We start from the raw sequence: 23,026 nt of genomic DNA, 5'->3' as shown, positions 1-23,026 counted from the left end.
CCGTAGAACCGACCTGAACCACTTGTGACCTATTCGACCCTCAAAAAAGATTCTCTCGCCTTTAGCCTGTTAGGCGCAGCCCAAGCCATCGCCCTGGTGCGCGACGGCGCGGCGCTGCCGCAGGCGCTGACCCAGGTATTTGCACAATCGGCAGCGCCGGCGCCAACGCGCGGCGCGATCCAGGACATCGCTTACCGCACCATGCGCGGCATCGGCCGCGCCGAAACCTTGCTCGGCAACCTGGCCAGCCGGCCGCCGGAACCTACCCTGCTGCATTGCCTGCTGTGCGCGGCCCTGTGCCTGCTGGCCGATGTCGACGATCCGGCTTACGAAAATTTCACGGTGGTCAACCAGGCGGTCACCGCAGTCTCATCCGATCCGCAGATGGCCCATGCCAAAGGCATGGTGAATGCAGTGCTGCGGCGTTTCCTGCGTGAGCGCGAAGCACTGGTGGCAGCTGCCATCAAGACCCCGTTCGGCCTCTGGAATTACCCGGTGTGGTGGATAGACCGCATGAAAGCCGCCTACCCGCAGCAGTGGCAAGCCATCCTCACCGCCGGCAATGCAGCGCCGCCGCTGACCTTGCGCGTCAACCGCCGCAAGACTTCGGTGGCCGCTTACCTGGACACCTTGGCCAGCCATGCCATAACGGCACGGCAGATCGGCCCGGACGCGATACGCCTGGACACGGCCATGCCGGTGGCCCAGATCCCCGGTTTTGACGACGGCCTGGCCTCGGTGCAGGACGCCGCCGCCCAGCTTGCCGCGCCGCTGCTGGACTTGCAAGACGGCATGCGGGTGCTGGACGCCTGCGCCGCACCTGGCGGCAAGACCGGCCATATCCTGGAAACCGCCGAAGTCGAACTGACCGCGCTGGACAACAATCCCAAGCGCTTGCTGCGCATCACCCAGAACCTGCAGCGCCTGCAACTGCAAGCCAAACTGCAGCTGGGCGACGCCGGCACCGGCAGCCAGGGCGGCGACTGGTGGGACGGCCAGCTGTTCGACCGCATCCTGGCCGACGTGCCCTGTACCGCCTCCGGCATCGTGCGCCGCCACCCCGACATACGCTGGTTGCGACGCAAGACCGATACCGAGCAACTTGCAACACTTTCGGCAAAGATTCTGGACAATCTGTGGCAGATGCTACGCCCGGATGGTAAATTGTTACTCGTAACATGTTCCGTATGGCCACAGGAATCGGAAGCCCAGGCAGCAGCCTTTGCCGCGCGCAACAATGCGCGCAGGCTGCCGGCGCCAGGGCAGCTGCTGCCGACCGCCGATGCCGAACACGATCATGATGGCCTGTTTTACGCGTTGTTCCAGAAGTGCTGACGCCCCATAGTTCCAACACCCTTTTGCGATAACTTTTTACCATACCTGAAACCAGTGACGCGACCATTGCCTCAATTCATAAAATACTGGCTGCTGGCCTTGCTGCTGGCTCTGTCTTTTAGCCCGCCGTCCTTTGCATCGGATGGCGTTGAATTGAGTCAGGCCCATATCGAAGCGAGCGACGACGGCTACCGCCTGTCGGCGACGTTTTCCTTCGATCTCAACCGCGGCCTGGAAGACGTGGTCAACCGCGGCGTCACCCTGTATTTCACCACCGACGTCGAACTGACGCGGCCGCGCTGGTACTGGTTCGATGAAAAGGCGATTACCGCCACCCAGACCATCCGCCTGCAATACAACGTCATCACGCGGCGCTATAACGTTGCCATCAATGGCAGCCTGCAGCAGAGCTTCAATACCCTGGACGACGCCCTGTCCCTGATCCGCCGCCCCAGCCGCTGGCTGATCGCCGACAAGAGCGCGCTCAAGCAGGGCGAAGTGTACCGGGTCGCGGTGCGCATGGGCCTCGACCTCGGGCTGCTGTCCAAGCCGTTCCAGGTCAACGCCCTCAACAATAGCGACTGGCGCTTTTCTTCCGACTGGAAGAGTTTCAACTACAAGGCAGAATAGCCGTGTCGCGCGCATTACGCTATCTGCTGGTGGTAGGCGGCGCCATTGTCTGCATCCTGCTGTTCCTGTTGTCTTCGGCATCCGCCAATTCTGATTTTTTCGACAAGCACTACACTTGGCTGTTCGGCTTGAACGTGCTGATGGCGGTGGCACTGTTCTTCCTGGTCTGCCTGCTGCTGGTGCGCCTGTACAAACGCTACAAGCGCCGCAAGTTCGGCTCCCGGCTGACCGCCAAACTGGTGCTCATGTTCGCGCTGGTCGGCATTTTGCCGGGCGCCGTGATTTACCTGGTGTCGGTGCAGTTCGCGTCGCGTTCGATTGAATCCTGGTTCAACATACACGTCGAGACCGCGTTGCAGGCCGGCGTCAACCTCAGCCATGCCGCCCTGGACGCCTCGCTCAGCGACCTCAGCGCCAGGGCGCGCACACTGGCAGCCGAATGGTCGGAACTGTCCAACTCGGCGCAGGCAACCCAACTGGGCCGGCTCAGCGACCAGAACCTGGAGGCATCGATCGTCACCGCCAACGGCCAGGTGATCGCTTCCGTCGGCGGCCACCTGGGAACCCTGGTGCCCAGCTTGCCGACGGCCTCGATGTTGCAGCGGGCGCGCCTGCCGCGCGGTTATGCCGAGATAGACAGTGACCTTGACGCTCCCGGCAGCAGCGGCAAACCGCTGAACAGCAGCGACACCGCCAACCTGCGCCAGCACGTGATCGTCGCCATTCCGGCGCCGCTGAGAAGTTCGTCCTTGCAAAACGAAACGCATTTCCTGCAAATGATACAGCCGGTGCCAGCCTACCTGGCCTCCAATATCGGCCTCGTCGCTGCAGCCTCGGCCGAATATCAAGAGCTTTCCGTCAGCCGTACCGGCTTGCGCAAAATGTATACGGGAACCCTGACGCTGACCTTGCTGCTAGCTGTGTTCGGCGCCATCGTCAGCGGTTTCCTGATCGCCACCGACCTGGCCAAGCCCTTGCTGCTGCTGGCCGAAGGCACCAAGGCCGTGGCCGAAGGCAACCTGTCGCCGCGGCCGATTGTCGCCACCTCCGACGAACTGGGCGTCCTGACCCAATCCTTCAACCTGATGACACGCCAGTTGTACGACGCCCGCGCCGCCGTGGAAAAAAACCGCAGCGAGCTGGAAAACGCCAAGGCCTACCTGGAATCGGTGCTGGCCAACATGTCGGCCGGCGTGATGGTGCTGGATGGCGATTTCCGCCTGGTCACCAGCAACCAGTCGGTAGCGCGCATCCTGCAATACGATTTTTCGCCGCACATCGGCCAGCCGCTGACCATCATCGACGGCCTGGCCCACTTCGCCGAAGTCATCATCAACGCCTTCTCGGAACAGAACGCGCAGTTCGCCACCGGCAAGATCGGCGCCGAACTGCTGCATTGGCAGCAGCAGATCGAGATCCCGCGCCGGGTCGACAGCGGCGAGAACAGCGACAGCGATGACATCATCCTGCTGGCGCGCGGCTCGCGCCTGCCGGTGGAAAACCGCACCGGCTACGTGGTGGTGTTCGACGATATCTCCGACGTCATCTCCGGCCAGCGTTCGATCGCCTGGGGTGAAGTGGCGCGCCGCCTGGCGCATGAAATCAAGAATCCGCTGACGCCGATCCAGCTCTCGGCCGAGCGCCTGCAGATGAAGCTGGAAGACAAGCTGATGACGCAGGACGCGGCGATCCTGAAGAAAAGCACCGACACCATTGTTAACCAGGTGGCCGCCATGAAGCGCATGGTGGACGATTTCCGCGACTACGCCAAGACGCCGCCGGCGGTGTTGGGCGAGCTCGACCTGAACGTGCTGGTGGCGGAAATCCTGCACCTCTACCTGGCCGGCGACGAACGCGACATGATCCATGCATCGCTGGCGCCGGACCTGCCGCTGATCATGGGCGACGCCACCCAGCTGCGGCAGGTAATCCATAATCTTTTGCAAAACGCCCAGGATGCCGTGCTCGAGCGCGCCGACGATGCGACGCCGCCGCGCATCGACCTGGTGACCGAGCGCGTCAGCTATCAAAGTTCGGACGGCTTGTCGCGCACCGCAGTGCGGCTGTCGATCACCGACAATGGTTCGGGATTCTCGCCCAAGATACTGGCCCGGGCCTTCGAACCCTACGTCACCTCGAAGCCGCGCGGCACCGGCCTGGGTTTGCCGATGGTGAAAAAAATCATCGACGAACATGGCGGCCGCATCGATCTGCAGAACCGAAGCGACACAAAGGGCGCAAAAATCCTGATTTTGCTGTTAAAGTTAGCCACGAATGCCGATTCGGCCATAATTTGATCGAGAACAGCTGCAAATTGACGATTTGCTGATATAGCATACGTATCCGGACGCGAAAATAAAATAAATAGACATTGATAACTTAACTGGACTGTCCGAACAGTCCATACAGTGGGATTTGATGCAACAGGAAATGGGAAGGCTACCGCATGGCTAACATCCTAGTCGTTGACGACGAAATGGGAATTCGGGAATTGCTCTCGGAAATTTTAGGTGACGAGGGGCATGTAGTAACCGCCGCGGAAAATGCACAACAGGCTCGCGAATTTCGTCACGGCGGCGTGCCCGATCTGGTGCTGCTCGATATCTGGATGCCGGATACCGACGGCGTCACCCTATTGAAGGAATGGCAGCGCGATGGCTTGCTGACCATGCCCGTCATCATGATGTCCGGCCACGCCACTATCGACACCGCGGTAGAAGCGACCCGCATCGGCGCCCTGAATTTCCTGGAAAAACCGATTGCCCTGCAAAAGCTGTTGAAAGCGGTCCAGCAAGGCTTGTCGCAAGGTCCCAAGACCGCCCGCGCACCGACCCTGTATCCGCAGCCGGCCGCGGCTTCCGGCGAATCGAACGATACGGTGGTGACCGCCGGCGTCTTTAACAATCCGGCATCGTCGGAAGCGGCCCATATCGCGGCGCTGCCATCGGTGGCGGTCGCCTCCGAGAGCCTGTTCTCGTCTTCGTTCGGCCTGCCCCTGCGCGAGGCGCGCGATGCTTTCGAACGCGCCTACTTTGAATATCACCTGATCCGCGAAAGCGGCAGCATGACCCGGGTGGCGGAAAAAACCGGACTGGAACGCACCCACCTGTACCGCAAACTGAAACAGCTCGGGGTTGACCCTGGGAAGTTGTCCAAAAAAGGCGGATGACCCTCACCGCACTGGTCAGCGGTGGCTCGGCCGGCATGCGCGAAACCGCCATCTACTCCGCTCTGGAGCAGGACTTGGCACGGAGCGGCGTCCATCTCGGCACCGCACTCATACTGGAAGGCCTGCCTGACGGCAAAGCGGCGAAGCTGCCGCCTGGACTCGAGCATGATCTCGATATCAAAAGGATTGCGCCCGGCTGTCTTTGCTGCATCGGCAACCTGACCCTGCGCGTCACCCTGAACCGCCTGCTGCGCAAACCGCCGGCGCGCTTGTATATCAGCATCGCCGACAGCACTCACCTGGCGCAGCTGCGCGCTTTCCTGCTACTCCCGCCATATGACGATTTCCTTGAGATGACGGCCGATCTGGCAGTCTGACGGCCCTTTTCCGAGCTGCCGTGCGGCTATGCAGCATTTGCTTTAATATGGACGCAACTTTCCTTCGGTTTGCCTCTCTAATTATCTGCTTCGAACAATCAAAAGAATAAGATCGATAGCAACCGTCTATATACACTCTTTAACAAATCCTATTAGCACTCAACAATAGAGAGTGCTAATATAATCAAGTCAAACGTCTGATCGTTGATCTACCGGCAGCTTCAGCTGGCCGGACAGCAAGGAGAAAGAATGAAGAATCCATCCGTCAACACTGCTTTAATGCCCACCGACACCAGCGCCCTGGCGCTCGGCTTTTCCGGTACGCTGGGGAATATTGACGCGTATATTTCGGCAGTGAATCGCCTGCCGATGTTGACACATGATGAAGAAATTTCTTTGGCGCAACAATTACGCGACAAAAACGACCTCGGCGCCGCCCAGAAGCTGGTGCTGTCGCATTTGCGCCTGGTGGTGTCGATCGCCCGCGGCTACCTCGGCTACGGCTTGCCGCATGCCGACCTGATCCAGGAAGGCAATATCGGCCTGATGAAGGCAGTCAAGCGCTTCGACCCGGACCAGGGTGTACGGCTGGTGTCGTACGCCATGCACTGGATCAAGGCCGAAATGCATGAATACATCCTGAAAAACTGGCGCCTGGTGAAAGTAGCCACCACCAAGGCGCAGCGCAAGCTGTTTTTCAACCTGCGCAGCCATAAGGAAGGCCTGGACGCCATGACGCCGGCCCAGGTCGATGCGCTGGCCAAGACCCTCAACGTCAAGCGCGAAGAAGTGATCGAGATGGAAACGCGCCTGACCGGTCGCGACATCGCGCTGGAAGCGCCGACCGACGACGATGACGACAAGTTTGCACCGATCGCCTACCTGTCGACCGAAGCGCAAGAGCCAAGCAAAGTGCTGGAAGCGCAACGCTACGACCGCATGCAGTCGGAAGGCCTGGAATCGGCCCTGAGCAAGCTGGACGACCGTTCGCGCCGTATCGTCGAAGCCCGCTGGCTGGCCAACGACGACGGCTCCGGCGCCACCTTGCATGAGCTGGCTGATGAATTCGGCGTATCGGCCGAACGGATACGCCAGATCGAGGCAGTTGCGCTGAAGAAGATGAAGGGTTCGCTGGCCGCGTTTGCCTGAGGAACCGATCGCAAATAGAAAAAGGCAGCCAGCGGCTGCCTTTTTTATTGCCTGTCTACATCGATTATTTCAGCAGCAATTTCAAATCATGGGCAATCGGATCAGGCCCCTGGCCGTGGCGTACGAACAGGCGGATGTGGCCTTCCGGATCGAATACATAGCTGCCTGCGGTATGGTCCATGGTATAGCTGCCCGGGGTCTTGCCGGGTACTTTCTGGTAGAACACGCGGAATTCCTTGGCCACCTTGTCGGTCGCCGCCTGGTCGCCGTACAGGCCGACAAAACTCGGATCGAACGCCGGCACATACTTCGACAACAGCTCCTGCGTATCGCGCTCCGGATCCACGGTAACAAACAGCACCTGTACTTTGCTTGCCTGCGGCCCCAGTTCCTTCATCACATTCGCCATCTCCACCATGGTGGTCGGGCAGACGTCAGGGCACTGGGTGTAGCCGAAAAACACGACTACCGCCTTGCCCTTGTAGTCAGCCAGCGTGCGCGGCTTGCCGGTATGGTCGGTCAGGGCGAAATCGCGGGCGTAGCCGAGGCCGGTGACGTCGGTGTTGATGAAAGCGCTGTTGGCCGGCGACAGCGTCATTTCCTGGCTGCCGCCTGCCGCGCCGTTACTCGACTTATCGCCGCAAGCGCTTAAAGACAAAACCGCCAGCAAGCCGGCCACAACGACAGGAATAACACGCTTCATGTTTGCTTTCAGAATTTGAGGTAGTGATCGACCAGCAAGGCGGCGAACAGCAGCGACAGGTAGACGATCGAATAGGCGAAGGTCTTGCGTGCGATCAGGTCGGTATAGTGCTGGTAGATCTGCCATGCGTACCAGAGGAAGATCAAGCCCAGCACAGCCGCGCTGGCCAGGTAGATCAGGCCGCTCATGCCGACCGCGAACGGCAGCATGGTGGTCGCCACCAGGGCGATCGTGTACAGCCAGATCTGGAACTGGGTAAATTTCATGCCGTGCGTGATCGGCAGCATCGGCAAACCGGATTTGGCGTAGTCGTCGCGCCGGTACATGGCCAGCGCCCAGAAATGCGGCGGGGTCCAGACGAAGATGATCAGCACCAGGATCCAGGCTTGCATCGGCACGTCGTTGGCGATCGCGGCCCAGCCCAGCGCCGGCGGCATGGCGCCGGCCAGGCCGCCGATGACGATATTCTGCGGCGTCGCCGGTTTCAGGATGATGGTGTAGATGATGGCGTAGCCGAGGAAGGTGGCGAAGGTCAGCCACATGGTGAGCGGATTGACGAAGTTGTACAGCACCCACATGCCGAGTCCGCCGATGACGCCGGAAAACACCAGGGTCTGGGGCACGGTGATTTCGCCGCGCGCCATGGGCCGGCGGGCGGTACGCGCCATGCGCGAGTCGATTTCACGCTCGACCAGGCAATTGATGGCAAAAGCGGCGCCGGCCAGCAGCCAGATGCCGATGGTAGCGGCGATCAGACGTTGCCAGTCCGGCAAGCCCGGAGTGGCCAGGAACATGCCGATCACCGCGCAAAACACCGCCAGCTGCGTAACGCGCGGCTTGGTCAGCGCCCAGTACTGGGCAATTCGATTAGGTGGTACGGTCAAAGCGGTCATGGATGCGGGTTGAGGCGGTCAGCAATTACTGGATGGCTTGGCGCCTCAAAAACCGGAGATACGCCAGGAGCTAGTCTAGTCTTATAGTTTAACATGACCAGCAACAGCAGCAGCAGCGCCGCACCACCGTTGTGCGCCACGGCGATGGCCAGCGGCCAGTTCAGGAAAATGGTAGACAAGCCGGTAAGCAATTGCAAGCCGACAACGATCAGCAGCCAGCGGCCGGTTTTTTGCAGGCCCTCGGTGCGCAAGGCTTTGCAAGCCAGCCAGACGACGAAGGCGATCACCACGAAAGCGAAGCTGCGGTGGGTCCAATGGATTGCCGTCAGGGCCTGGAACGACAGGAATTCGCCGTCGGCGGTCATGCCCAGGTGGCGCCACAGGGTGAAGCCGTTGGCAAAATCCATCTGCGGCAGCAGTGCGCCATGGCAGGTAGGAAAATCGGTGCACGCCAGGGCAGCATAATTGGTGCTGACCCAGCCGCCCAAGGCAATCTGCAGGACCAGCAGCAGCAGGCCGGCCAGGGCCGGCTTGACCAGTCCGGCGGCGCTGGCCGCCACCGGCGCGTGGCCGCTTTGGCGCGCGCCCAGCCAGGTCAGCATCGCCAGCAAGGTCAGGCCGAGCAGCAGATGGGTGGTGACGATCACGGGCTGCAGTTTTTGCGTGACGGTCCAGGCGCCGAAAGCGCCCTGCAGGCAGACGAACAGGAACAGCCAGGTCGGAAACCACGGTGAAAACTTGCTGTCCTGCTGCACAGTCGATTTGCGCGCCTTGAACCAGCGCATCCAGGCGATCGCCATCAAGGCGATGATCAGCACGCCGACCCCCATCGCGAAATAGCGGTGGGTCATTTCGATCCAGGCTTTCATCACCGTCACCGGACCGGTCGGCATGGCTTCCTGGGCGGCGCTGATATGTTCGTGCGCCTGCAGCGGATTGGAGTGGCCGTAGCAGCCGGGCCAGTCGGGACAGCCGAGGCCGGAATCGGTGAGCCGAGTGAAGGCGCCGAACATGATCAGGTCAAAGGTCAGGAACAGCGTCACCCACACCAGCTTGCGGTATTTATTGGTATCGCTGGAAACCCAGACCACGCAGAACGCCAGCAAGGCCACCAGCAGTCCCATGCTGCCGAGCTGGATTAACATTGGCGTTGTCATCGCACACTCATCCTATCGCCGACGCCCGCAGCAGCTTGGACAGATCTTTTTTCACCTTGCTCGGATCTGCGTCCTTGGGAAAACGCATCATCAGGTGGCCGCGCGGATCGATCAGGTAGATATGGTCGGCGGCGCTGGTGCCGGCTTCGGTCGGCAGCCAGGCTTTCAGCAGGTCCGGTTTGACTCGCAACAGCCTGGTGCCGTCGTATTCGCGCATCACCATGGTCGGCAAAGGCTGGTCGTCGGTGATCAGCCAGACTCGTTCGATCCTTTCCATTTCCTTGCCCTGCATCAGGCGCAGCTGGCGCATTTCGAACAGCTTGTCCTGGCAAGCCTTCTGGCAATCGCCGCCATCGGCCTGCAGCATTAGCCATTTGCCTTGGTAGGCGTCGAGCGTGAGCGGCTTGCCGTCGAGCGCGGTGCTGCCCAGCTCAGGCACGGGATAGTCGCGCGGATCGAGCAGCTCGCCGTAGTTATTGCGGCTTTGCGGCTTGATCACGTAGTAGGTGAGATAGGAAGCAATCATGGGCGCTGCGCATATCGCAATCACCACGAACAGTTTCCAGCGGCCGCGCCAGCGCAGTTTGTCCTCAGCCGGGCTGGGCTGGTTTGTCAGTGTTTTCTGGTCCACGTCTAAATCCTGTCACAACAAAAAAAATCAAGGCCATCACGGCCAGCGCATACCACTGGAACGCGTAGCCGCGGTGCTTTTCGATACCGAGCGAGGGCCGGGGCCAGTCGCGCAGCAAATGGTCTTCGGTGTTGCTGGTCTGCTCGATCACGAACGGCTGCAGCTTGAATTTGCTGGCTGCGGCAAATTCGCTGATCGCCAGGTTCTGCACAATCGCCTGAGGCCGCAAGGGACCGGCATTGCCCAGCTGCAGGACATGGCCGAAATCGCGCCTGACCAGCCCTTCTATCTCGATCGTGCCGGCTGGCGTCGGATAGGACGGCAGCTTGCTGCGATCGGCCGGATCGCGCGGCAGCCAGCCGCGCGCCACCAAGATGTAGTTAGCCGCCCCCGTGTCCGACGCCGCCAGCTTGAACGGCATCAGCACATAAAAACCCGCCACGCCGTTCAAGGGACGGTTGTCGAGATAGACCGGCCAGCCGGCAATAAATTCACCGCGCAGCGCCATGCGCCGGAACTCGAGCTGGTCGACGTCCTGCACGGCAGCGCCAAGCTCGACGGTGGCGTCGGCTTCACGCTGCAGCAACCTGCTTTCAATCGCCTGCTTCTGGTCGCCACGCCGGGTTTGCCATTGTGCCAACGCGATGCCTAGCACCACCAGCAATACGGTCACCACGAAGGGAATCAGCCGAAATCTGAATCTAAACCGGAATCCGATTGGCATTACAATAGCGCCTTAATCAATGTTTCCTCGTGTTTCCCCGGCCTACCTATGAAAATCGTCGTCGCCATCGCCTTCATCCTGATTATCGGCAGCCTTGCCTCGGCGCTAGTGTTCCTGATGCGCGACAAAGGTAAAAGCAACCGCACGGTGCAGGCCCTGACCATGCGCGTCGGTTTTTCGGTCGCCCTGTTCATCCTGCTGCTGGTCCTGTACAAGCTCGGTTATATCCAGCCGACCGGGCTGCACTAAACACACCGCTGCAAGAATCCACAGTAAAAAAGGCCGCACCGAAGTGTGGCCTTTCTTTTATGCGCCTGTTTCAGGCGCCTGATCCGATTTTACCGTTACAGCCAGTACACCACGACGTACAGGCCGAGCCAGACGACGTCCACAAAGTGCCAGTACCAGGCCGCGCCTTCGAATGCAAAATGGTGTTCCGGGGTGAAATGCCCTTTGAGCACACGGAACAGCACGACCGACAGCATGATGGCGCCGATGGTGACGTGGAAACCGTGGAAGCCGGTCAGCAGGAAGAAGGTTGAACCGTAGACGCCGGAAGTCAGCTTCAGGTTGAAGTCGCTGTACGCTTCGATGTACTCGGCAGCCTGGAAGCCCATGAAGGTTGCGCCCAGCGCGATCGTGACAAACAGCCAGAATGCGGTCTTGCCGCGGTGGCCGGCGCGCAGCGCGTGGTGGGAAATGGTCAGGGTGACGCCGGAAGCGAGCAGCAAGGCGGTGTTGATGGTCGGGATCGGGAATGGTCCCATGGTGCTGAAGGATTCGATGGTGCCGGCCGGGCCTGCATTGCCCCAGTGCGCGGCAAAGTCTGGCCACAGCAGCTTGTTGTCCAGATCGCCCAGCCACGGCATGGCAATGCTGCGTGCGTAGAACAGGGCGCCGAAAAACGCCGCGAAAAACATCACTTCGGAGAAGATGAACCAGCTCATGCTCCAGCGGTACGAGGTATCGATGCGTGCGCTGTACATGCCGCCTTCGGATTCGCGGATGGAATCGCCGAACCACTTGTAGAGCACCACCAGGAACGACAAGATGCCGATAGCGCACAGTTCAGGACCCCACACGACGCTGTTGACCCATGCCGCGGCGCCTGCCATCGTCGCCAGCAGCGCGACGCCGCCCAGCACCGGCCACCTGGATGGTCCAGGGACGAAATAGTATGGCGCACTACCTTGTTGAGAACTCATTTCCATCTCCCGATACAAATTTAATTAGTTTCTGTCAGTCAGTACAATTATTACTGCACCGCGGTATTACGGCACTGCGTTTATTTAGCGACAACCAGCTTCACGATGGTGATCAGGATCGCAATGAAAATCAGGGCGCCGAGTATGCCGGCTATCACTACATGCACCGGATTCAGGCTGGCGGCATCGTTTTCATAATCTTTTCTCTTGCGCACGCCGAAGAACGACCAGAATACCGCTTTCATGGTGGCGCCAAATGAGGCTTTACGACGGCTTGCTTGCTCCAGGTCCGACATTTGATACCTCTCGTTATCCGGCTAACCCTGCTGCTGAACCGGCCCAAATCAGCCCAAATCAGCCTGCCTTGTCCGGCTGCCCTGCAATTTCAAAAAACGTGTAGGACAACGTGATCAGCTTTACATCTTTAGGTATAGCAGGATCTATGTAAAACACCACCGGCATTTCCTTGGCCTGGTTCGGGCCCAGGGTCTGCTGGGTAAAACAGAAACATTCGACCTTCTTGAAGAAAGCCGCCGCCTGCTGCGGCGCATAACTCGGAATCGCCTGGGCATCCATCTTGCGCGACTGCTTGTTCACCACTTCATACACCACCTGCGTCATTTCGCCGGGATGCACCTGCAAGCTGCTGACCGTCGGCCTGAAACGCCAGGGGCCTTGCGAATTGCCGTCGAATTCAACGGTAATCGTGCGGCTCTTGTCGACCTGGGTATTGGCCGGCGCTTCCACCGTGGCGTCTTTCGGCGTCAGGAAATTGACGCCGGTGACCTCGCAGATCTTTTTATATACCGGCACCAGGCCATAACCGAAACCGAACATCAATACCGCAATCACCAGCAGCTTGCCGAGCATTTGCTTGTTCAGCTTCCGTGATTCGGTCTCGCCCTGGTTTGCATGGCTATCTGCAGGATCGGCCATTTACTTGAACCACAGCATCTTGACGAAGATCGCGATGAAGAAACTCAAGGCAAGCAGGCCTACCAGTAATCCGGTACGCAGGTTATTCGGCTTTTTTTGATTGCTCATTTTGCTCAGTCATACAGCGCCGGCGGGCTTGCTGCGACCCGCCGCTGCCGTTATTTAAAAGTCGGTGGCGTTTCGAAAGTATGGAAAGGCGCTGGGCTAGGCACGGTCCATTCCAGTCCTTCGGCGCCATCCCATGGCTTGTCGGCTGCTTTCTTGCCGCCCTTGATCGATGGAATGATCACGAAGAACAGGAAGTAGACCTGGCTCAGGCCGAAACCCAGGGCGCCGATCGAAGCCAGCATGTTGAAATCGGTGAACTGCGCCGGATAATCAGCGTAGCGGCGCGGCATGCCGGCCAAGCCGAGGAAGTGCATCGGGAAGAACGTGACGTTGAACCAGAACAGGGAATTCCAGAAATGGATCTGACCGCGTCTTTCGCTGTACATGAAACCGGTCCACTTCGGACTCCAGTAGTAGTAACCGGCGAACAGCCCGAACAGGGAACCTGCCACCAGCACGTAGTGGAAATGCGCCACCACATAGTAGGTATCCTGCATCTGGATATCGATCGGCGTCACCGCCAGGATCAGGCCGGTGAAACCGCCCATGGTGAACACGAAGATGAAACCGAGCGCGAACAGCATCGGTGTTTCGAACGTCATCGAACCGCGCCACATGGTAGCGATCCAGTTGAAGATCTTGACGCCGGTAGGCACCGCGATCAGCATGGTGGCGTACATGAAGAACAGCTGCGCAGTCACCGGCATGCCGGTGGTGAACATGTGGTGGGCCCAGACGATGAACGACAGGATCGCGATCGACGCCGTTGCATACACCATCGAGGCATAACCGAACAACTGCTTGCGAGCGAAAGCCGGGATGATCTGCGAGACGATGCCGAACGCCGGCAAGATCATGATGTAGACCTCGGGGTGGCCGAAGAACCAGAAGATGTGCTGGTACATGACCGGATCGCCGCCGCCGGCAGCGTTAAAGAAGGAGGTGCCGAAATGACGGTCGGTCAGGGTCATGGTGATGGCGCCGGCCAGCACTGGCATCACGGCGATCAGCAGGTAGGCGGTGATCAGCCAGGTCCAGCAGAACATCGGCATCTTCATCAGCGTCATGCCAGGCGCGCGCATGTTGAGGATGGTGGTGATGATGTTGATCGAACCCATGATCGACGACGCGCCCATGATGTGGATGGCGAAAATCGCCATGTCCATGCCAGGGCCCATCTGGGTCGACAGCGGTGCGTACAGGGTCCAGCCGGCAGCGGTTGCGCCGCCCGGCACCAGGAACGAAGTCGCCAGCAGCAAGGCTGCAGGAGGCATCAGCCAGAACGAGAAATTGTTCATCCGCGCAAAAGCCATGTCGGATGCGCCGATCTGCAGCGGGATCATCCAGTTGGCGAAACCGACGAAGGCCGGCATGATCGCGCCGAACACCATGACCAGGCCGTGCATGGTGGTCAGCTGGTTGAAGAATTCAGGCTTGAAGAACTGCAGGCCGGGCTGGAACAGTTCGGCGCGGATAAGCAGCGCCAGTACGCCGCCGGACAGCAGCATGGTGAACGAGAACCACAGGTACAGGGTGCCGATGTCCTTGTGGTTGGTGGCGAACAGCCAGCGCCGCCAGCCGTGCGGATGGTCGTGGTGCGCGTGGTCGTCGTGAGAATGATCGTGTGCGTGATCGACTGCGGTAGTGCTCATCTCAATCTCCTAATTTACTTACGCGCAGCCAGCACTTCAGCTGGTTGGACAATATTTTCCTGGGCCTTGTTGGACCAGTTGTTGCGGGTGTAGGTAATCACCGCAGCAATTTCGGTATCCGACAACACGGCTTTCCAGGCTGGCATCTGCATGGTGCCGGTGACTTTGCCGTTCAGCACGACGTTGATCTGTTCAGCACGCGGACCGTTGACCACCGGGTCGCCATCCAGCGCCGGGAACGCGCCAGGCACGCCCTTGCCGGTAGCCTGGTGGCAGACCGCGCAATTGGCCGTGTAGACTTTTTCGCCGCGCTGCTTCAGCTCGTCGATAGTCCAGGTCTTGGTCGGATCGTCTGCCTGGGCAGCCATTTCCTTTTTCTTGCCGTCGACCCAGGCCTTGTAATCTGCTTCGCTCAGGACGTTGACCACGATAGGCATGAAGGCGTGGTCCTTGCCGCACAGTTCAACGCACTGCCCGCGGTAGGTGCCAACCGTTTCAGCCTTGAACCAGGTGTCGCGCACGAAACCTGGAATCGCATCCTGCTTGACGCCGAATGCCGGGATGCCCCAGGAGTGGATGACGTCGTTGGCGGTGGTGATGATGCGGACCTTCTTGTTGACCGGGACCACCATCGGATTGTCGACTTCGATCAGGTAGTTGTCGTTCTTGACCTTGGTCGAATCCACCACTTGCTCGTGCGGCGTCGACAGGTTGGACAGGAAGGAAATGCCGGAACCTTCGCCGTTGAGGTAGTCATAACCCCATTTCCATTGCATGCCGGTGACCTTGATCGTGATGTCGGCGTTGGAGGTATCCTTCATCGCCACCACGGTCTTGGTGGCAGGCAGGGCCATGCCGATGACGATCAGGAAAGGCACCACGGTCCAGGCGATTTCGACGCCGGTGCTTTCGTGGAAGCTGGCCGATTTGTGGCCGAGCGATTTGCGATGCTTGAGGATGGAGTAGAACATCACCCCGAAGACTGCCAGGAAGATCACCAGGCAAATGATCAGCATCAAGTGATGCAGGTCATAGATTTGCTGGGCAATTTGCGTTACCGGTGGTTGAAAGTTCATCTGCAACACCGCTGGACCACCCGGACTATCGACCACCGCCCATGACGGCATAGCTGCCGACAAGAGCGAGGCACCGAGCATCAACGATATAAGGCGCTTCGCATATTCCATGATTTCCTCAAAAGCCCAAAATTATAATTATGATATTTAACACTAGGCGCTAGACACTTGCCCGCTGTAGCTCCTGCCGCAGCTCCAGAACAAACTCGCGCCGCTTCCATTTCGTCAAAAACCGCCCTACTTCGACCCTGGTGCCAAGCGCCTCTATGTCTATCAGGCCCTTGTTTGTCTCTTGCACCGCAATCCGGATCGCATGTAAATCCAGCTTGAATCGTCGAACTTCCTGTGCCTGTATCAATTCCACAAGCAGGTAATCATCCAGCATAGCTATGTGCTCGCGGTCCGTGGCGTGCCATGCATAGACCAGGAACGCGACAGCAACCGCCGACATCTCCAGGACCGCAAACACCAGGACAAACCAGGCGCCGTGCAAGGTAAAGCCGATTGCCACGGCAAACGACGTGGCACACAGGATTGCATAGAAAAAACCAAGTTGGCGCGGCGCGATTGCGCAGTTACGCCTCAAGTCCCATTCTCGCTTAATCATGATGCAGTATCGACACCGAGCAAGTCGCCTGTACGCACAAGCTAAAACCTTCGAAGTATAAGGGGTAACCGAAGATGTTATCAAGGAGAATCAAATCCTTATACCCGCTGCCCGCATGCCCTGAAAACCGGGCTTTTACCCTCGCACGAAGCCGCTTTCCTCCATGACAAACCGCACAATTATCGGTCTATCGATATGTTTCATATAAGAAATTTATTATACCGACGAGAACCGAGGTCAGCAGGCACACGCCATATTGACAACCCACGCCGCATCCCGACCTCCCCCGAGAAGGCCCGGAATTAATTAGGGTCAGAGTCGATTTATTACTCCCGATCCAGCGCGACGCGGCCAGTTGCTTTCAGTCCCGTCATGGCCTCAAATAAGCGTACCCCTGCGACTGCAGGTCGGCGAGCAGTACAACCGCGCCTTTATCGGCAACGGCAAAACCCGGCAGCAAATCTTTCAGCGTTACGTTCTGTGCCTTCATCGTATTGATGCAGGCACTCAGCCCAAGTCCCATTTTTGCCAGCTCGGCCACGTGCGCGCTCAATTCCGGGCCTGCCTGCGCTGAGTGAAACGCCTTGAGCGCTGCGCCATGTATGACCAGGTTGATTTTGACCCGGTCCGGCCCGCCCATGCCGTCGAAATGATTCTGGATATTGCCGAGTACGAAACCAGCTTTATCAAGTTCACTCAGGTGATAGGCGACCTTGGCTTTATCCACGCCTGCAGCATTGGCCGCACTGGTGCGCGACGCGGTCCCGGCAAGGACAGCTGCCGCGCCGATTGATGAAAACATGGTCCATAGGATGTTGCGTCGCTGCATATGTGCCTCCGGCAGGAAAACAAACGGACAGGATACAGCCGATTTATCGAAGGTCTATAAGCGCATAGCGGTTAAATCAAATCCGCCAACGGATGAGTTTTCTCCGACCATGGATTGGCGAAAAAACCGTCGCCCCAGTCGTTCGTCACTGCGGCCAAGGTTGCTGGCTGCCATTTCGGCTGGCGGTCCTTATCGATGATCAGGGCCCGGATGCCTTCGGCAAAATCGGTGCGGGCGGCGCAATGCAGCGAAACCACATATTCGAGGCGGAAAATTTCCGCCAGCGACATGTGCCGCGCCCGTTTCTGCAGGGCGTGCGACAGCCAGGCCGAGCCGGGGCTGCCGGCGACCAGGGTGGCGATGCCTCTTTGCAGCCACTGGTCTTCGGTTGCCAGCGTGACGATATTCTCCACCACCTGCGCCAGGGTAGGCGCACTGCACAGCCGGTTGATCAATGCGAAATGCTGTTGCAGCGGAACCGGCGCGCCCGCAAAAGCTGCCGCGCCCTGATCCTGGGCATCCAGCAAAACCTGGCCCAGCAACACATCGTCTTGCCTGCCATCCCAGGGTTGGCTCAGCAAAGCAGCCAGCACCGCCTGCTTTTGCGCATGGCTGACCTGATAGTCGGCCAGCCGCGCAAAAATGGCGTCGGCGGCGCCGATGGAAGCGCCGCTCAAGGCCAGGAACAAACCGGCCTGGCCCGGCATGCGGTTCAGGAACCAGGTGCCTCCCACATCGGGATACAGGCCGATCGTAATCTCCGGCATCGCCAGCCGCGACTTCTCGGTCACCACGCGATGGCTGGCGCCCGCCATCAGGCCGATGCCGCCGCCCATCACGATGCCATGGCCCCAGGCCAGGATAGGTTTGGGATAAGTATGGATCAGGTAATCAAGCCGGTATTCGCGTTCGAAAAAATCGCAGGCGTAGCTGTTGCTGCGGATATCTTCCTGCGTATTTTCCTGCTTATGGGTTGCATGCTGGTCGAGCATGGTGCGGTACAAACCCTGCAAATCGCCGCCGGCGCAAAAAGCCTTTTCGCCGGCTGCCTGCAGCACCACCATCGCCAGTTGCGGATCGGCGGCCCATGCGCGCAATTGCTGGTCCAGCAGATCCACCATCTCCAGCGATATCGCATTCAGCGTCTTTTCCACATTCAGCGTGGCGAGACCGATGCGCTTGCCATTTTCGGCCGTCAGCTCTTCGAACAAAGCCGGGGTCGAGGCCGATGATATATTCACTTCTGCCATCATTGATTGCTCCACACAGCCGGACGTTTTTGCAGGAAGGCGTTCACGCCCTCTTTTTGATTTTCAGTATCAAACAGGTCTAGGAACAATTCGCGTTCCACCGGCAGCAAGTTCGCCAGCGGATTGCTGCGCGCACCCTGGATCAGTTTCTTGCAGGCGCTGATGCTGGACGGACTCTGTTTGGCAACCTGTTCAGCCAGCGCCAGGGCGCGCTGCCTGACCTCGCCTTTCTTGACCACTTCTTCGACCAGGCCGATGCGCAACGCCGTGTCGGCAGTGACCCGCTCGCCGCACAAGATCATGCGCTTGGCCCAGCCTTCGCCCACCAGCCATGGCAGGTTCTGGGTGCCGCCGGCGCAAGGCAGCAGGCCGACTGCGGCTTCGGGCAAAGCCATCTGCGCATGCTCCTCGGCGATGCGCAAATCGCAGGCCAGCGCGCACTCCAGGCCGCCGCCCATGGCGTAGCCGTTGATGGCGGCAATCGAGACGCCGCGGAAGCCGGACAGGGTTTCGAACGCCTCGCCAAAGCGGCGCGCCATTTCGCGCGCCATGACCTTGTCGCCATCGGCAAACAGTTTCAGGTCGGCGCCGGCGCAAAAGAATTTTTCGCCTTCACCGGTGAGCACCAGGCTGTAGATATCCTTGTCCGCGTTCAGGTCCTGGACCAGGCGCGTCAGGTCGCGCAGGGCGGCGCCGGTCCAGGTATTGGCCGGCGGATTAGCCATCGTGACGACGGCGGTGTGGCCGATGATTTCCAGCCGCAAGTTGGTATAGGTCGTGTCAGTCATCGGATGTCCTCGTTGGATGCGTTGCCCAGCAATTGGCGGGCAATGATCACGCGCATGATTTCATTGGTGCCTTCCAGGATCTGGTGCACGCGCACATCGCGGAAATGGCGTTCCAGCGGATACTCGCGGATGTACCCGTAACCGCCGTGGATTTGCAGCGCTTCGTTGCAGATCTGGAAGCCGATATCGGTGGCAAAGCGTTTCGCCATGGCGCAGTAGGTGGTTGCATTCGGATCCTTGGCATCCAGCTTGCAAGCCGCCAGGCGCACCATCTGGCGCGCTGCCACCAGTTCGGTCTGCATGTCGGCCAGCTTGAACTGCAGCGCCTGGAAATCCGACAGCGGCCGGTTGAACTGCCGCCGTTCGCTCATGTATGCGTGCGCTGCATCCAGCGCCGCCTGCGCCGTGCCGACCGAGCAGGTGGCGATATTGATGCGGCCGCCGTCGAGGCCGCGCATCGCCAGGCGGAAGCCTTCGCCCTCTTGCCCCAGCAAGTGGTCGGCGGGAATCCGGACATTGTCGAAACTGATAGTGCGTGTCGGCTGGCTGTTCCAGCCCATCTTTTCTTCCTTGCGGCCGTAGCTGATGCCTGCCGCATCGGCCGGCACGACAAAGGCGGAAACGCCATGCGCGCCGCCGGCGCCGGTGCGCGCCATCAGCACCAGCACATCGGTAGAACCAGCGCCGGAAATGAACGCCTTGGAACCGTTGATCACGTAATAACCATCGGTCAGCACCGCGCTGGTCTTGAGGGAGGCGGCATCGGAACCCGAACCGGGTTCCGTCAGGCAGTAGGAACCAAGCTTCTGGCCGAGCGCCAGTTTGCCGCACCAGGCATCTTTCACTGCCGGCGTAGCCCAGTTGGCGATCATCCAGCTCACCATGTTGTGGATCGTCAGGTAGGCCGTGGTCGAGGTGCAGCCGCGCGCCAGTTCTTCGAACACGATGGTAGCGTCCAGCCGCGACAAACCCAGGCCACCCACTTCTTCCGGCGTGTACAAACCACAGAAACCCAGTTCGCCGGCCTTGGCGATGACATCGGTCGGGAAGATGGCTTCAGCATCCCATTTCGCGGCATGCGGCGCCAGTTCTCCTGCGGCGAAATCACGCGCGGTCTGCTGGAACGCGCGTTGCTCCTCTGATAATTCGAAATCCATGGTGGTCTGCCTCCAAAGCGGATGGGTATGGGTGATTGCTGCTGCCGGCAATTTCTATCCCTGCAGAATAACAATAATTGACGTTAACGTAAACGTCACCCAATCCCTTTGGACCAAAAAAAGCGACGGGGAAAATGCCGTCGCCTGCAACCGCCAGCCTGTCTTGTGATTATTTAGGCATCAATACAGTATCGATCACGTTAATCACGCCATTCGACTGATTCACGTCATAAGTACTGATATTGGCGCTATGGCCGCCCTCATCCATGACGGCAATGTTGTGCGGGCCATTTTGCATGAAGGTCAGCTTGCCGCCGCTGGCGGTCGCCAGCTCAGCCTTGCCATTGCCTTGCTTGATGGCGCTTTCCAGCTTGGCATAGCCGTAGCGGCCTGGCACCACGTGATACGTCAGGATTTTGGTCAGGGTTGCCTTGTTTTCCGGCTTGACCAGGGTTTCCACCGTGCCGGCCGGTAGCTTGGCGAAGGCGGCATTGGTGGGAGCAAAGACCGTGAACGGCCCCTTGCCTTTCAGCGTATCCACCAGGCCGGCGGCCTTTACCGCGGCGACCAGGGTGGTGTGGTCGGCCGAATTGACCGCGTTGTCGACGATGTCCTTGCTGGGATACATGCTTTGTCCGCCGACCATCACGGTATCTTCTGCATAGGCCGCGCCGGCGGCAAGCAGGGTTGCGGATAAAGTCAAAGCATAGGTAAGTTTGCGCATGATGATTCCTTTGAAAGAAAGTCAGTTTTCGGAGCCTGCACAGTCATATACGCAACTGCCTCGAAACTGGATTCGCCGGATTCAAAAAATCATGCAAGAGATAGCGATGCCAATATGGCATCCGCCGGAAGAAAATGAAGTAAGCCGATAGGCCGGATTCTGTTACGACGCCCAGGCTTGCGCCCTCGCGTTATGACAACCATTCCTCTAGGCGCTGGATTGCTCCAGCGCTCAAGCTCTCTACCCGCACGCTCCGCGAGCAACATCAACGCGTGCCTATTTGAGATTGCTCCGGGTGGAGGTTACCGCGTTTCACCGTAACTTAATACGCTCGTCTCTGTGGCCCTATTCCTCGCCTCACGGCGGACGGCCGTTAACCGTCACCCTGCTCTATGGAGTCCGGACCTTCCTCCCGCCGGCGCATTGCAACGCCGGCCAGCGGCTGTCTGGCTTACTTCAGGCGGCATTTTACCGCAATGAGGGAGCGCAGCCATGCTATTTCATTGCACTTGCGTCATCTTGCTCGGCCAATGATGCCAAAACGGCATGAGACAGAATATTTGAGCGTACGTATAGTAGCTTTGTGCGCTGCAAGATCGCAGCCGCCGACATCACATCCTCAACAGGACAGAACACATGCACATCTGCGTACTGGGCGCCGGCGTCATCGGCGTCACTTCCGCCTACCGGCTGCTGGAAGCCGGCCATCAGGTCACGCTGGTCGACGCCGAGGCGCTGCCGGGCAGCCAGACCAGCCTCGGCAACGGCGCCCAGCTGAGCTTCTCCTACGTCGCACCGCTGGCCGATCCTTCGGTCTGGACCCATTGGCCGGAATACCTGTTCAGCGCCGCTTCGCCGCTTACCTTGCGGCCGAAAATGGATCCCGCCCAGTGGCGTTGGCTGTTCAAGTTCCTGGCGGCCTGTAATACCAGCCGCGTCAGGCAAACCACCATCGACCTGCTACGGCTGGCATTCTTCAGCCGCGAACAATTGCAGCAGCTAATGCAAGCGATGCAGGCGCAGCCGCTGGACTTCCAGCACCGCCGTGCCGGCAAGCTGGTGATGTACGGCGACGCTAAAGGCCTGGAAGGCGCCCGCAGGCAAATCGAGTTCCAGGCCCTGCATGGCTGCCAGCAGGAAATCATCGATGCCGAGCGTTGCATGCAGATCGAACCGGCGCTGGCCAACGCCAAGCGCGACTGGGCCGGCGGCGTGTACACGCCGAGCGAAGAAGCGGGCGACTGCGCGCTGTTCTGCCGGCAGTTGGTTGCGGCCATGTCGCAACAGCCGGATTTTCGCTTCGCCCACTCGCAACGCATCCATAAGCTGGAAATGCGCAACGGCGCCCTGACCGCGGTGCACGCCGGCCAGGAACAGATCGCCGCCGACGCTTTCGTACTGGCGCTGGGCGCCGCCAGCGCCGGTTTTGCGCGCCATGCGGGCTTCTCGCTGCCGCTCTACCCGCTCAAGGGCTACAGCATCACCGTGCCCTTGAACGACGCCGCCACGCAAGCCGCGGCGCCCCAGGTATCGATCACCGACCTGTCCCGGAAAATCGTTTACGCCCGGCTGGGAAACCGCTTGCGGGTTGCGGGACGGGTGGAACTGGTCGGCATGGATCGCAGCATACCCGCCTCCGCCATCGATGAATTGAAACGCGGCGTGGATGAATTGTTCCCTGGCTGTGGCGACCTGTCCGACAGCGCAGGCCTGTCGCCGTGGAGCGGGTTCCGGCCGGCGACCCCGAGCGGCGTGCCGCTGATTTCCGCCTCGCCTGTCAAGAACCTGTACCTCAATGTCGGCCACGGCAGCCTCGGCTGGACCCTGGCGCATGGCAGCGCCAGCCTGCTGGCGCAGCTGATCGCAGGCGGAACCACCACTATCGACGCCGCCCCTTTTGCATTCAGCACCTAACCAAGGACAACC

Annotated in this window: 24 protein-coding genes and 1 other RNA gene; 8 read left to right on the top strand and 17 right to left on the bottom strand. The window is 59.6% G+C overall.

All coding sequences use genetic code 11. The features are described 5' to 3' along the window. Positions 1 to 24 precede the first annotated feature (24 nt). The 6 genes from rsmB to rpoH all read left to right on the top strand — a co-directional run bounded on the left by rsmB (position 25) and on the right by rpoH (position 6,660). The gene (gene rsmB, locus CFter6_RS03790) at positions 25 to 1,335 is read left to right on the top strand and encodes a 16S rRNA (cytosine(967)-C(5))-methyltransferase RsmB (RefSeq protein WP_061538794.1); all 1,311 of its coding nucleotides are present in this window, start codon (positions 25 to 27) and stop codon (positions 1,333 to 1,335) included. Between the two features lie 66 nt (positions 1,336 to 1,401). Next, positions 1,402 to 1,965 carry a DUF4390 domain-containing protein gene (locus tag CFter6_RS03785; RefSeq protein ID WP_236904508.1) on the top strand — a complete coding sequence of 188 codons (564 nt, stop codon included), beginning with the start codon at positions 1,402 to 1,404 and terminating at the stop codon, positions 1,963 to 1,965. Between the two features lie 2 nt (positions 1,966 to 1,967). Beyond that, positions 1,968 to 4,262: a sensor histidine kinase gene (locus CFter6_RS03780; RefSeq protein WP_061538792.1), complete on the top strand. Its 2,295-nt coding sequence runs from the start codon at positions 1,968 to 1,970 to the stop codon at positions 4,260 to 4,262. Positions 4,263 to 4,411: 149 nt separating this feature from the next. Further along, entirely contained in the window at positions 4,412 to 5,134 is a 723-nt protein-coding gene (locus CFter6_RS03775; RefSeq protein ID WP_061538791.1) for a response regulator, read from the top strand. Further along, positions 5,131 to 5,511: a hypothetical protein gene (locus tag CFter6_RS03770; RefSeq protein ID WP_061538790.1), complete on the top strand. Its 381-nt coding sequence runs from the start codon at positions 5,131 to 5,133 to the stop codon at positions 5,509 to 5,511. Before CFter6_RS03775 ends, CFter6_RS03770 begins: the two co-directional genes overlap by 4 nt. Before the next feature lie 249 nt (positions 5,512 to 5,760). After that, the gene (gene rpoH / locus CFter6_RS03765) at positions 5,761 to 6,660 is read left to right on the top strand and encodes an RNA polymerase sigma factor RpoH (RefSeq protein ID WP_061538789.1); all 900 of its coding nucleotides are present in this window, start codon (positions 5,761 to 5,763) and stop codon (positions 6,658 to 6,660) included. 64 nt (positions 6,661 to 6,724) lie between these two features. On the opposite strand, the gene CFter6_RS03760 is transcribed toward rpoH, so the two are convergent. The 5 genes from CFter6_RS03760 to CFter6_RS03740 are packed head-to-tail and all read right to left on the bottom strand — an operon-like array spanning position 6,725 to position 10,720. Then, a complete protein-coding gene (locus CFter6_RS03760; RefSeq protein WP_082814576.1) occupies positions 6,725 to 7,363 on the bottom strand; it encodes an SCO family protein in 639 nt (212 codons plus the stop codon). A gap of 8 nt (positions 7,364 to 7,371) precedes the next feature. Continuing rightward, positions 7,372 to 8,256 carry a heme o synthase gene (cyoE, locus tag CFter6_RS03755; protein WP_061538788.1) on the bottom strand — a complete coding sequence of 295 codons (885 nt, stop codon included), beginning with the start codon at positions 8,254 to 8,256 and terminating at the stop codon, positions 7,372 to 7,374. After that, positions 8,253 to 9,413 carry a COX15/CtaA family protein gene (locus tag CFter6_RS03750; RefSeq protein WP_061538787.1) on the bottom strand — a complete coding sequence of 387 codons (1,161 nt, stop codon included), beginning with the start codon at positions 9,411 to 9,413 and terminating at the stop codon, positions 8,253 to 8,255. Before CFter6_RS03750 ends, cyoE begins: the two co-directional genes overlap by 4 nt. Before the next feature lie 7 nt (positions 9,414 to 9,420). Next, positions 9,421 to 10,044 (bottom strand): SCO family protein, encoded by a 624-nt coding sequence (locus CFter6_RS03745; protein WP_061538786.1) that lies wholly within the window; start codon positions 10,042 to 10,044, stop codon positions 9,421 to 9,423. Continuing rightward, a complete protein-coding gene (locus CFter6_RS03740; RefSeq protein WP_335340301.1) occupies positions 10,004 to 10,720 on the bottom strand; it encodes an SURF1 family protein in 717 nt (238 codons plus the stop codon). The genes CFter6_RS03745 and CFter6_RS03740 overlap by 41 nt, the downstream gene beginning before the upstream one ends. A gap of 96 nt (positions 10,721 to 10,816) precedes the next feature. Here CFter6_RS03740 and CFter6_RS03735 point away from each other — a divergent pair, with 96 nt between their 5' ends. Continuing rightward, positions 10,817 to 11,017: a twin transmembrane helix small protein gene (locus CFter6_RS03735; protein ID WP_014004551.1), complete on the top strand. Its 201-nt coding sequence runs from the start codon at positions 10,817 to 10,819 to the stop codon at positions 11,015 to 11,017. Between the two features lie 95 nt (positions 11,018 to 11,112). On the opposite strand, the gene CFter6_RS03730 is transcribed toward CFter6_RS03735, so the two are convergent. The 12 genes from CFter6_RS03730 to rnpB all read right to left on the bottom strand — a co-directional run bounded on the left by CFter6_RS03730 (position 11,113) and on the right by rnpB (position 21,558). After that, positions 11,113 to 11,973 (bottom strand): cytochrome c oxidase subunit 3, encoded by an 861-nt coding sequence (locus tag CFter6_RS03730; protein WP_061538784.1) that lies wholly within the window; start codon positions 11,971 to 11,973, stop codon positions 11,113 to 11,115. An 80-nt stretch (positions 11,974 to 12,053) separates the two neighbouring features. Continuing rightward, entirely contained in the window at positions 12,054 to 12,269 is a 216-nt protein-coding gene (locus CFter6_RS03725; protein ID WP_014004549.1) for a DUF2970 domain-containing protein, read from the bottom strand. Between the two features lie 58 nt (positions 12,270 to 12,327). Next, complete coding sequence (locus CFter6_RS03720) at positions 12,328 to 12,909, bottom strand: cytochrome c oxidase assembly protein (protein WP_061538783.1); 582 nt, start codon at positions 12,907 to 12,909, stop codon at positions 12,328 to 12,330. A 158-nt stretch (positions 12,910 to 13,067) separates the two neighbouring features. Continuing rightward, a complete protein-coding gene (gene ctaD / locus CFter6_RS03715) occupies positions 13,068 to 14,669 on the bottom strand; it encodes a cytochrome c oxidase subunit I (protein WP_061538782.1) in 1,602 nt (533 codons plus the stop codon). 14 nt (positions 14,670 to 14,683) lie between these two features. Beyond that, positions 14,684 to 15,856: a cytochrome c oxidase subunit II gene (gene coxB / locus CFter6_RS03710; RefSeq protein ID WP_061538781.1), complete on the bottom strand. Its 1,173-nt coding sequence runs from the start codon at positions 15,854 to 15,856 to the stop codon at positions 14,684 to 14,686. 49 nt (positions 15,857 to 15,905) lie between these two features. Beyond that, complete coding sequence (locus tag CFter6_RS03705; protein ID WP_061538780.1) at positions 15,906 to 16,352, bottom strand: DUF2244 domain-containing protein; 447 nt, start codon at positions 16,350 to 16,352, stop codon at positions 15,906 to 15,908. A 370-nt stretch (positions 16,353 to 16,722) separates the two neighbouring features. Further along, positions 16,723 to 17,181 carry a DsrE family protein gene (locus CFter6_RS03700; RefSeq protein WP_061538779.1) on the bottom strand — a complete coding sequence of 153 codons (459 nt, stop codon included), beginning with the start codon at positions 17,179 to 17,181 and terminating at the stop codon, positions 16,723 to 16,725. Positions 17,182 to 17,252: 71 nt separating this feature from the next. After that, complete coding sequence (locus tag CFter6_RS03695; RefSeq protein WP_061538778.1) at positions 17,253 to 18,434, bottom strand: enoyl-CoA hydratase/isomerase family protein; 1,182 nt, start codon at positions 18,432 to 18,434, stop codon at positions 17,253 to 17,255. Next, positions 18,431 to 19,219, bottom strand: a complete 789-nt coding sequence (locus CFter6_RS03690; protein ID WP_061538777.1) for an enoyl-CoA hydratase — start codon at positions 19,217 to 19,219, stop codon at positions 18,431 to 18,433. Before CFter6_RS03690 ends, CFter6_RS03695 begins: the two co-directional genes overlap by 4 nt. Next, the gene (locus tag CFter6_RS03685; protein WP_061538776.1) at positions 19,216 to 20,376 is read right to left on the bottom strand and encodes an acyl-CoA dehydrogenase family protein; all 1,161 of its coding nucleotides are present in this window, start codon (positions 20,374 to 20,376) and stop codon (positions 19,216 to 19,218) included. Before CFter6_RS03685 ends, CFter6_RS03690 begins: the two co-directional genes overlap by 4 nt. 169 nt (positions 20,377 to 20,545) lie before the next feature. Continuing rightward, positions 20,546 to 21,100, bottom strand: a complete 555-nt coding sequence (locus CFter6_RS03680; protein WP_061538775.1) for a fasciclin domain-containing protein — start codon at positions 21,098 to 21,100, stop codon at positions 20,546 to 20,548. Positions 21,101 to 21,232: 132 nt separating this feature from the next. Beyond that, positions 21,233 to 21,558: RNase P RNA component class A (rnpB, locus tag CFter6_RS03675), an RNA gene on the bottom strand. Between the two features lie 178 nt (positions 21,559 to 21,736). Between rnpB and CFter6_RS03670 the strand changes: the two genes are divergently transcribed. Then, entirely contained in the window at positions 21,737 to 23,014 is a 1,278-nt protein-coding gene (locus CFter6_RS03670) for a D-amino acid dehydrogenase (protein ID WP_061538774.1), read from the top strand. The last annotated feature ends 12 nt before the right edge of the window (positions 23,015 to 23,026 follow it).

This window comes from Collimonas fungivorans, assembly GCF_001584145.1.
In the GTDB taxonomy this organism is placed as follows: Bacteria; Pseudomonadota; Gammaproteobacteria; order Burkholderiales; family Burkholderiaceae_D; genus Collimonas; species Collimonas fungivorans.
Note: the sequence above shows the minus strand (reverse complement) of the source record. Positions and strands in the feature narration are given on the sequence as shown.

What these genes read in the sequence shown, in the direction of transcription:
- CFter6_RS03775 (WP_061538791.1), top strand. Translation starts at nt 4,412, where the DNA reads ATGGCTAACATCCTAGTCGTTGACGACGAAATGGGAATTCGGGAATTG.
- CFter6_RS03770 (WP_061538790.1), top strand. Translation starts at nt 5,131, where the DNA reads ATGACCCTCACCGCACTGGTCAGCGGTGGCTCGGCCGGCATGCGCGAA.
- rpoH (WP_061538789.1), top strand. Translation starts at nt 5,761, where the DNA reads ATGAAGAATCCATCCGTCAACACTGCTTTAATGCCCACCGACACCAGC.
- CFter6_RS03760 (WP_082814576.1), bottom strand. Translation starts at nt 7,363, where the DNA reads ATGAAGCGTGTTATTCCTGTCGTTGTGGCCGGCTTGCTGGCGGTTTTG.
- cyoE (WP_061538788.1), bottom strand. Translation starts at nt 8,256, where the DNA reads ATGACCGCTTTGACCGTACCACCTAATCGAATTGCCCAGTACTGGGCG.
- CFter6_RS03750 (WP_061538787.1), bottom strand. Translation starts at nt 9,413, where the DNA reads ATGACAACGCCAATGTTAATCCAGCTCGGCAGCATGGGACTGCTGGTG.
- CFter6_RS03735 (WP_014004551.1), top strand. Translation starts at nt 10,817, where the DNA reads ATGAAAATCGTCGTCGCCATCGCCTTCATCCTGATTATCGGCAGCCTT.
- CFter6_RS03730 (WP_061538784.1), bottom strand. Translation starts at nt 11,973, where the DNA reads ATGAGTTCTCAACAAGGTAGTGCGCCATACTATTTCGTCCCTGGACCA.
- CFter6_RS03725 (WP_014004549.1), bottom strand. Translation starts at nt 12,269, where the DNA reads ATGTCGGACCTGGAGCAAGCAAGCCGTCGTAAAGCCTCATTTGGCGCC.
- CFter6_RS03720 (WP_061538783.1), bottom strand. Translation starts at nt 12,909, where the DNA reads ATGGCCGATCCTGCAGATAGCCATGCAAACCAGGGCGAGACCGAATCA.
- ctaD (WP_061538782.1), bottom strand. Translation starts at nt 14,669, where the DNA reads ATGAGCACTACCGCAGTCGATCACGCACACGATCATTCTCACGACGAC.
- coxB (WP_061538781.1), bottom strand. Translation starts at nt 15,856, where the DNA reads ATGGAATATGCGAAGCGCCTTATATCGTTGATGCTCGGTGCCTCGCTC.
- CFter6_RS03705 (WP_061538780.1), bottom strand. Translation starts at nt 16,352, where the DNA reads ATGATTAAGCGAGAATGGGACTTGAGGCGTAACTGCGCAATCGCGCCG.
- CFter6_RS03700 (WP_061538779.1), bottom strand. Translation starts at nt 17,181, where the DNA reads ATGCAGCGACGCAACATCCTATGGACCATGTTTTCATCAATCGGCGCG.
- CFter6_RS03695 (WP_061538778.1), bottom strand. Translation starts at nt 18,434, where the DNA reads ATGATGGCAGAAGTGAATATATCATCGGCCTCGACCCCGGCTTTGTTC.
- CFter6_RS03690 (WP_061538777.1), bottom strand. Translation starts at nt 19,219, where the DNA reads ATGACTGACACGACCTATACCAACTTGCGGCTGGAAATCATCGGCCAC.
- CFter6_RS03685 (WP_061538776.1), bottom strand. Translation starts at nt 20,376, where the DNA reads ATGGATTTCGAATTATCAGAGGAGCAACGCGCGTTCCAGCAGACCGCG.
- CFter6_RS03680 (WP_061538775.1), bottom strand. Translation starts at nt 21,100, where the DNA reads ATGCGCAAACTTACCTATGCTTTGACTTTATCCGCAACCCTGCTTGCC.
- CFter6_RS03670 (WP_061538774.1), top strand. Translation starts at nt 21,737, where the DNA reads ATGCACATCTGCGTACTGGGCGCCGGCGTCATCGGCGTCACTTCCGCC.